General features: G+C 69.4%; 3 protein-coding genes. All 3 read right to left on the bottom strand.

Annotated elements, in window-relative coordinates:
- Nucleotides 1-6750, bottom strand: a 6750-nt coding sequence (locus JHD80_RS25625; protein WP_199093180.1) for a leukotoxin LktA family filamentous adhesin, incomplete at its 3' end; no start/stop codon positions are given.
- A 1-nt stretch (nt 6751) separates the two neighbouring features.
- Nucleotides 6752-7336 carry an invasion associated locus B family protein gene (locus JHD80_RS25620; protein ID WP_248311779.1) on the bottom strand — a complete coding sequence of 195 codons (585 nt, stop codon included), beginning with the start codon at nt 7334-7336 and terminating at the stop codon, nt 6752-6754.
- Nucleotides 7337-7618: 282 nt separating this feature from the next.
- On the bottom strand, nt 7619-8980 hold the full coding sequence (locus tag JHD80_RS25615; RefSeq protein WP_199093177.1) for an MFS transporter: 1362 nt from the start codon (nt 8978-8980) through the stop codon (nt 7619-7621).
- Nucleotides 8981-9095 lie beyond the last annotated feature (115 nt).

Here is a 9095-nt window from a genome sequence, read left to right as displayed (position 1 = left end):
GCCATAGGTCATGGTGTTGGCGTCGACGATCCGATCGGAGGTCGCCGAAGCCGCGACGGCACCGGGAGCGGACAAGACCGAGCCGGTGATGTCGGCGAGCACGCGGCTGTCGAGGCTCGCGATATTGGCGGCCGCACCGGCACCGAAGGAGCCGTTGGCACCTGCCGCCGTGGTCGCATCGATGGAGGTGGTTTCGTTGGCGGTGACGCTGATGCCGGCGGCGCTGGCCGGCCGCAGCGTCGCGGTAACGCCATAGAGCCCGGCGCGCGTCTCGTTCTCGACATCGACGAGGGAGACCATGCCGGCGACGCCTGCGAAGCCGCCCGCCGCGCCACCGGCGGAGAGCGTGGTGAAGGCGTTGACGCTGCGCGCCGCGACCGCGAGCGCGCCATTCAGATTGAGCACGGTCTGGCCGGAGCCGCCGCCGATGGTCGCGAGCGTGGTGTTGCGGCTGGTGCCGACCACGAAGGACGAGCCCATGCCGACACCGCCGGCCGCCCCGGTCACCGCCTGGGCATGGAAGCCGTTGCGGCTCTCGGCATTGACGCCGACACGGCCGGCCGTGACGAGGCCTTGGTCGAGGGTCGCGGTCGTCGTCGCCGCGAAGCTGTTGACGACGCCGGACGCGGCTGCGCCGCCGATACCGATCGCGAAGCCCAGCACATTGCTCGCCGCCGATTGCGAGGCGTTGGCGGCGATGTCGAGCGCAGTGACGCCGGCGCCGGTGAAGCCGGGCGTGGTCGTTCCGAGCATGGAATTCGTCAGCCCGGCATGGGTGTTACGGCCCATGATCGTGTTGGCATCGGCGCCCGCAGCCGCGGCGCCGCCGATCGAGCCGACCGTGATGAAGGTCGCCGCATAGGAATGGCTCGCGGCCTCCACCGCCACAGCCGTCGAATCCGTGCCGGCGAGGCGCGTGTTGACGCGGCTGTCGTCGATGGTGGCGCTGGTGCTGCCGGCGAGCACGTTGCGGATCGGCACGATCGCGATCGCAGCCGAGATCGGGAAGATCGCGACGCCGCCGGTCACGGCATTGGCCAGCACCGATTGCTGCGAGGTCGCGACGACGCCGAGCCCGTGGATGCTGCGGGCCGCCATCGCGAGCGAGGGTTGGGCGGAGCTGGGCCCGTTGGCCGTCGAGAGATCGAAGGCGGTGACGAGCTGGCCGGCATTGTAGCTCAGCGAGCCCGAGCCGCCGGCGCGCGCATCGACGGTGCTGTCCTCGCCGATCGCGGCACTTGTCGTGCCGCCGATCGTGTTGTTGACGACGGAGAGCCCGCCCGCGACGCTAGGCGCGCCGGCAGTGGCGCCGAGCGCGCCGGCCGAGACCGTGATCCGGTCGGTATTGGCGGCGAACACGCCGAGATTGTTGCCGGCGACGATATCGGCGCCGGTGATCGTCGCGCCGATATCGGTCGCGACGCTGTTATTGGCGACCGAGCCGGCGAGGCCGACATTGCGCGACATGGCGATGCCGATGGCCAGCGTATCGATGGTCGCCGTCGAATTGGCGCGCAAAACCAGATCGCTGGACGCGGTGAGTTGCGCGCCGTCGATCTCGGCCTTGATCTCGTTGGCGATGTTGTTCTCGACGACGGAAAGCCCGAGCGCGGCCGCCCCGAAACCGAGCCCGAGCGAGCCGGCGCTGCCGCGGATCGCGGAGCTGCCGGTGCTGGTGACCTCGACGATCCCGCCGGAGATGCTGGTGCCCGCCCCGCCGATATGCGCGCGCGCGACATTCTCGATGGACTGCAGCACGACCGAGGCGGTGCCGGCGAACTGCCCCGTCGCCGCACCGAGCCCGATGGCGACGCCGGTCAGCGTCGCGCCGTCCTGCGCGACGACGCTGACCCGGCCCGAGGCCGAGACATCGGCGAAATCGATCGATGCGAGATGCGATTGCGCGATCGTGTTGTCGAGCAGCGCGACGCCGGCATTGTTGCGGCCGGCCTGGACCACGCCGGCGATCGCGAGAACGGCGGCACCATCCGGATTGGCCGCGCCGTTATTGGCGGCTCGGCCCGAGAAATCGACCTGCGAGGCGTCGGTCGAAGACAGGTTCTGCCGGCCGGCGATCAGGTCGTCATATTCCGCGACGCGGCTGCCATCGGCGAGGACCGTGACCGTGCCGCCCCAGACCGAGACGGTCGCCAGCGCACCGCTCGCGCCGGTGATCGCCGCGCTCGTCGTCGGCGTGATCCGGTTGATGACGAAAGCCCCGCCAAGCCCGTTGCCGCCGAGACCGCCGGTCGCCGCCGAGGAGGCGATACGGCTGGCATTGGTGGCGCGCACCTGCAGCGAGTCGATGCCCGTCAGGCTCGACCGCAGAACCTTGGCGCTGACCGCATCCTGGCCATCGGGATCGCGGATATCGGCATAGGTCAGCGCCATGCCGACGCCGACCTGGCCGCCGGCATAGGCAGCGCCGCCGCCGATGCCGATATCGGTGGTCTGATAGGCGTTGACCCGCACGGCCTGCGAGGCGGAGAGGCCCTGCGTGGCGGACAGGCTGGAATCCGCGATGCTCGCCGCGACCCGGTTGGTCACGAGGCCGAGCGCAGCCGACATGGCGATGGCGCCGCCATTCGAGCTCGCCCCGGCGACGCCGAGCCCGACGACGGTCATGCGCCCGCCGGCAACCGCCTGCACCGTCGTGTCGTAGATCCCGGTCAGTTGCGAGCCGGTGATCCGGGCATCGGTGCTGTTGTCGAACTGGCCGATCGCGACCGCGCCTGCCAGCGCGCCGCTGAGCGGGCTGCTGTTGCCGGCGAGATTGATCGCCGCCGAACCGGCGCCGATCTCGGCGATGGTCGCGTTCAGGGCCGTGACGGTCGTCGTCAGCCCGTCGACGCCCTTGGCGGCGATCACCGCATTGTCGATCCAGGCCGAGGTACCGAGCGTCGTCAGCGCCACGGAGGAAGCGCCGGAGCCGGTCAGGCTGACCGAAGAGGAGGTCTTGCGGTTCGAGGCCGCGATCGCATCCTTGACGAAATCGGGCGTGCCGGGCGGGAGGAAGTTCTCGAGCCCACCGCCGCCGACGCCCGCGGCCGCACCGGCCGCGGAAGCGACCGTTATGCGGCCTTCGGTCGTCGCCGCGACATCGACCGTGTTCGCGGTGATCAGACCCTGCGCGGCGGGGCCGGCCAGGCGGCCATCCGAAAGGTCGCCGCTATTGTCGCCGATATAGGCGCGGGTCACCGTCCCGGCATCGAGCACAGCGACCGCAGCACCGATCGCATTGGAGCCACCCGCGACCAGCGCGCCGCTGAGCCCGAAGACCGAGACGACCTGGTCCGCCTTCACCGCGACGCTCGCGGCGGTGATGATCGCCTGGTTGCTGATCGAGGCGAGCGTGCGGTTGTTCAGCCCTGAGAGCGAGACGATGCCGTTGAGTCCGATCGTCCCGGCGGATTCGCCGGAGGTCGTGGCGATCACGAACATCTTGTCGCTGGTCGTCGCGGTAACCGCGACGCCGGTGGCCTCGATATTCACGCCGGCCGCGATCGCGGCGACGGTCTCGCTGTCGCGGCCGATGCTGAGCAGCGAGCCGCCGACGGCCGAGCCCCCGCCCGTCGTGCCGCCGAGGAAAGCGAAATTGCCGCCGACATCGATGCTGTGCGTCACCGTATCGGCCGCGACATGGACGGCCTGATCCCAGTTCTGGGTATAGCTGTAGTCGAGATCGGTCGACCAGGCGCCGGTGGCCCCGGTCTGCTTCAGGCGGGCGCCGTTCGCGATATAGGCGGAGCTGGTGTTCTCGACGCGGAAATAGTTGATCGCGCCGGCAAGCCCGAGCTGCTGTGCCTGGCTGGAGGCGTTGGCATAGGTCGTCAGGATGTTGTTGACGACGCCCATATTGCCGTTGAGATGCGAGAAGGTCTCGCCGAGCCCGGCCCAGTTCTGCCAGGTGTTGGCGATCGGCATCTCGTTGAGGGCGGCGACGCCGATATGCCGCGCCTCGATGGAGACGCCCTCCCCGATCGAGGCGGTCGCGGCGTGCTTGAATTCGCCGACGCCGATGCCGAAGGAGACCGAGACCTGGGCGGAGGGGTTCGCCGCGGTCGGGTCCTTCGAGTTCGAATTCGTCGAGCTGTCGGCGATGACCCGCACGCCGAAATCGCGCTGCCGCGCCGCCACGACCACGTCACCGGAGGCATAGATCGACGGCGCGGAGGCGGACGGGTCGGCCGCGATGGCGGCGCTGGCGCTCAGGTCGCTGTTGGCGACGGCGATCGCGCTGCCGACCTTGGCCGGGACGCTCGAGCTGCCGGTCTTCAAGGTGCCGAATATCTTGGTGAGAAGATCCGAGACGGTCGAGCCGGTAGGGCCGGCATTGAAGAGCGCGTTGTTGCCGACCGTGGTCGCGGCGCTGGTCGCGTTCTTGTCGGTGTCAGAGGTCGCCTGGACCGTCAGGCTGCCGACCTTGGCGCCGCTGCTGCCGAGGTCGGCGCCGAACTGCGCTTCCGCGCTGGCCTTGTAGTCGGAATAGGCGAAGGCGATGCCGCCGACGCTCCCGGCCGAGGCCATCGCCGTGGCCGAGGTTGAAAGGGTGTTGGAGTTGCCGGCGGAGACGTTGATGTTGCTCGCAACGCCACCGGTGATGACGGCACCCGAATGGACCTTGGCGGAGGTCGTGACATCGAGCGCGCCATAGGCGACCGTCGCCGCGACCAGGCTCTGGCCCGTCGTCAGAGACAGCGCCGTCGCCATCAGGTTGACGTCGTTGAAGGCATTGACGTCGAGATTGCGGCCGACGGTGATCCTGGCGCCCGAGGCGACATCCGCCTTCACCTCGCCGGTGATCTCCGCGATCGAGACCGCAGCGCCCCACGGGAAATTACCGGATATCGTGATCGCCGGCAGCGAGGCTTCCTGCACGCCGTTGGCCAGGATCTTGACGTCGCGCGTCGCCGTGATCTGGGCGCCGTCCTCGATCTCGACTTTGGCGCTGACGGTGCTGCCGACATAGCCCCCGTTCAGCCCGAACATCATCCCGCCGACGGTCTGGGCCGCGAGCACGGCGAGCGGGCCGGCGCTCGTATCGGCATAGGAGGATTTCGCCCGCGCATCGGCGGTCATGGTGATGTCGCGGCCGGTGATCGTGCCGGAGACCTTGATGCCGGCGCTGGCGCTGGCCGCGCCGGCGATCAGCGTCTGCGACTGGGTCGCGTTGAGCGTGACGTCGCCGGCCGCATAGGTCGAGCCCGCGCTCACATCGGCGAGAAGCTTGCCACGGATCACGATCTCCGGCGCGGTCAGCGTGATATTGCCGGAATGGCCGAGCGAGGGATTGGCTGCCGCGAGCACGCCGCCATTGGCGGAGCGATTGAAATTCCGGGTGTCGATGATGCCGTCGCCGGCGACGGTGATCTGGTTCGTCGCCTCCAGCACCACGTCCGTGCCGTTGGTGATCATGTTGGCGCTGCCGCCGGTGCCGATCACGATATTGGTCGGGTCGATATAGAGCAGGCCGGCCTTGCCGCTACTGGCCGAGAGATCGACATCGATGGCGCCGAGCGTCACCGTGTCCCGGGCGCTGAGCTCAAGGAAGCCGCCATCGCCGGTGCTGCCGGCCGTGCCGCGGAAGACCGCGCCGCTCTCGACATCGAGATTGGTGCCGGCGAAGATCCGGGCCGAACCGGCCTTGGCCGCGACGCCCTGCGCACCGCTGACGTCGATCAGGGCGCCGCGCGCGATCGCGATGCCGCCGTCCGAGACGATCGAGACCGTGCCGCCATCGGCGATATTGACGAGGGGCGAGCCGGAGGCGCCAGTAGACGACGTGGCGCCGCTCGCCTTGATCCGCGCCGTCGCGGCGATGGTCGTGCCCTTGCCGGAACGGATGGTGACCAAGCCGGCAGAACGATGTCCTGTCGCGGCGGTGTTCAACGAACCGGAGATGGAGGCGGTGCCGGCCGCGACGATCTCGATGCCGCCTCCCCGCCTTGCGACCATCGCGGCGCCCTGGCGCATCCCGCTGGTATTGACGCTCTGGGCAAAAGCGGCGCCGTGCCGCCGGCGCCGCTCGCCAATGTCGACGGGCGCGGCATTCGCGGCGATCTGGCCGGCAACGCTGACCGAATGGCCGTTGAGGCTGACGCCGCGGCGGGCATTGATGCGGCCGTCGACGATGATGGTCCCGTCAGGCGAGATCGGCACGTCGTTGGCGCGCAGGCGCGCGGCAAGCGCCTCGTTCACGACGCCGTTCGGCCCGATCACCTGGTCGAGGAATTCGCGCGGGGGCGTATTGACCGTCAGTTTGCCGGTGTTGATCACGCCGCTCGGCCCGACGGTGAAGCCGGCCGAATCCGAGAAATAGATATGACCGCCGATCTGGCCGTTCCGGTAGGAATTCAGGATGCCGTTGACGACGACGGGGCCGTCGCGGACGATATTGACCAGCGCGCCGGTGTTCTGCGGCAGGTGCATGTTGACGGTCGTGCCCGCCGCCTGCTCGAAGCGCGAGAACGAATTGTAGCCGGCGCCGCCGGACACGGTCTGCGTCGTGATCGTCGTCGTGGCGCCGTTGACCGAGACGCTCGTCTGGGTGCGGCCGTCGGGCGTGATCAGGTTCTGCGCGAAGGCCGGCGCATTCCACAGCGCCAGCGCCATCGCCTGGCCGACCAGGCAGCGCTGCCGCCATGATGCCAGGATCGAGCGCGGCCGGGATGCGAATGCGTCGTTCTGCCTGGTGCCGATCGCAGCAGGCACGAAGGCCTTGGCCGGGCGGGGCGAACGGCGCTTGGACATGTCAGAGGCGCTCCTTCGCCAGCGCGTCGAGCGCCTGATCGAGGCCACGGGCGGAGAGCGGCAGGGCGAGGTCCCGGCCGGCCGCATCCCTGAACAGGATCCGCCCCGGCTCGCTCGCCTTGCGCCATTGCTTCAGCACGTCATCGCCGGGCGCGGTCTCGGCGAAGCAGCCGGTCGGCAGGCAGCGCCGCCACGGCAATTCGAGCGGCTTGGCATCCTTCTCGCCCATCGCGATCTGCACGCTGCTCGGGAAGGAGATGCTGACCGGCATGACCGCGGTGACGCGCACCGGCTCGCCATTCGCGAGCCGTCCGAGCGCGATCTGGGCGATCGGAACCTGCTGGCCCTGGGCCTGGAGCACCTGCGCGACCTCGCAGATCCGCACGGTCTTGCCGGCATCGGCAATGCGCTGGCAGCGCAGTGTCCAATCCCCGAAGCTCGCCGTAGTGCTGCTGGGTTCGGGCGAGATCGGCGCGGCCGGTGCCGGCGCGGCGGCCGGGGGACCGGCAGGTTTCGCTGCGGGAGTCTGCGCCGCGACGGGTCCTGCCAGGGCCGCCATGCCGAGCCCGAGCAGCGCCCGGGCCAAGTTCGTTCTGCTTGCCTTCACGTCCCCACCCCGCCTCAAGTCCCGCTGCGTGCGCCCTCACGCCAGCCAGCGGTCCGGGAGACATCCCGTCTCTCGATGGAGCGGCGCGCTGCCCGAGGCCGGGCTGTTCACGCGCGCAGGCTCGCATCGAGGCGACGGGTCGCCCGATGAACAGCAGCAGATTTCTCAGATTGCTCGATATTGTGCAATACGCGTTTCAAAAATGGTCACAGCGTTTGGCCGCCGAAACACCCCGCCTTTACCCGCGTCACGAGGCCGGCCTCAGGCGACCGGGCGCCGGGTCCGACCTTGCGGGCCGACAGCGACCACGAGCAGGGCGCTGAGCCCGACGGCAGCCGCGATCAGGCCGAACATCGCCCAGGGGCCGAACAGGTGGAGCAAGGGAAAGAAGGCCAGCGGCACGAAGATCGAGACGAAGCGGCCGATCCCCCAGGCCAGGGCCGTGCGTGACGATCGCAACGCCGTCGGAATGATCTCGGCGGCGTAGACGCCGAGGACGCTGGCATAGATCGCGCTGCAAAAGGCGAAGGCCACGCCGATCGTGACCAGCGGCAGGAAATCGGTGGCGGCAGCGAAGCTCAGTCCCAGCACAGCCATCGCGAGCGCGGTGGCGACGAGGCTCGCCTTGCGGTCGATCCGGTCGATCACGAGGGCCATGAGCAGATTTCCGATCACCGGACCAAACATGATCAGGCCGGCCGCGACGACGGAATCGCCGACGCTGAAATGCTTCTTCAGCATCACCGCCCCACTCATCAGCAGGAAGCCGATCGTCGCCCAGGGCGAAAGCGCATAGAGTGTGCAGAGCAGGAGAAACCGGCGGCGCACGCTCGTCGGGTCCCTGTCATCGGGTCTTGCGGCCTGGAGCGGCGACGCGGCTGGAGCCATAGCCGCGCCGCTGCGGGCGCCCCGGAAGCGCAGCAAAGCCGTCTCGGCCTCCGCGAGGCGACCGGCCGCAGCCAGCCAGCGCGGCGATTCGGGGAGCAGTTGCAGCAATCCGGCAGCGATGACGGCGAGCACCGACCCGCTGCCGAGGGCCCAGCGCCAGCCCTCCAGTCCGAGGAAGCTCGGCGACGTCGCCCGCATCAGGAAGATGATTCCCGGCGCACCGAGAAAGGCGAGGCCGGCGCAGACGCAGATGATCGCGCCGCGCCAGCGTGGCGGCATGACGTCGGCCAGATAGGCGGCGATCAACGGCGGACAAGCGCCGATGCCGAGCCCCGACAGGAAGCGGAAGCCGATCAGGGTGACCGGGCTGTCGCTCACTGCTGCGCCAAGCGAGCCGGCGGCGATGACGAGAAGGGCAAGCTGGAGGGCGAGGCGTCGGCCCGTGCGATCGCCCAGCAGGCCGAAGAACGGAGCCCCGGCCGCACCGCCGGCAAAGATCGCCGCGAGGAAGACCGAAAGCTGGGTGCGCGTCATGCTCCGCGGCGGCGCCTGGAACACCGCGCCGAGCGCGTTGCCCAGGGCAACCTCGGCGATGTCCGCGAAGAGTGCCAATGTCACGACGCAGAGGATCGCGAGCCGCAGCCGGCAGAATGGTGCGGCATCAAGGCGCTCGGCGATCGTCGCGGCAGCCGGACCGTCGGAAGAAAATTCCTCCCCCTCCGCCCTCTTCAGCATGCCGCGCTGTCCCGGCCCGGATCGGACAGGCGCCGAACAACGGCCATCGTCTCGGCCTGCGCCGGCCCGGATGAAGGCTCCGAGCCTCGTCGCGCTTCCAACCCCTGCATGAAAC

The sequence above is a fragment of the Allobosea sp. ASV33 genome, from assembly GCF_016428755.1.
Lineage (GTDB): Bacteria > Pseudomonadota > Alphaproteobacteria > Rhizobiales > Beijerinckiaceae > Allobosea.
Note: the sequence above shows the minus strand (reverse complement) of the source record. Positions and strands in the feature narration are given on the sequence as shown.